This is a genomic window from Streptomyces sp. SID14478 (assembly GCF_010548525.1).
Classification (GTDB): domain Bacteria; phylum Actinomycetota; class Actinomycetes; order Streptomycetales; family Streptomycetaceae; genus Streptomyces.
This window is the reverse complement of the sequence record NZ_JAAGMG010000296.1, coordinates 1-287: the sequence shown is the minus strand read 5'-3', so window position 1 is coordinate 287 and position 287 is coordinate 1. Positions and strand designations below refer to the sequence as shown.

1 protein-coding gene is annotated in these 287 nt (G+C 77.4%); it reads left to right on the top strand.

Features of this window, described 5'->3' with window-relative positions:
* The coding region (locus tag G3I40_RS09945; RefSeq protein ID WP_164301788.1) for a histidine phosphatase family protein at positions 1 to 247 on the top strand (247 nt) is incomplete at its 5' end.
* Between the last annotated feature and the right edge of the window lie 40 nt (positions 248 to 287).

Genomic DNA, 287 nt, shown 5'->3' with positions numbered 1-287 from the left:
CGGCGGGGAGTCGGTGACGCAGGTGTGCGCGCGGGTCGCGGGATGGCTGGACGGCGTACCGGGCGGCGCGGGCCGTCTTGTCGCGGTGGTGGAACCGGATGTGGTGCGGGCGGCCGTCGTCCATGCGACGGGGGCGCCCCTGGCCGCCTTCTGGCGTCTCGACGTGGCGCCGTTGACGGTGACGGAGCTCAGCGGCCGGCTCGGGCGGTGGAACGTCCGTCTCGGCCGTCCGCTGGACGCCGCCTGACGTCGCGGGAGGGGCACGCGCGGCCGACCGCACTCCCGCG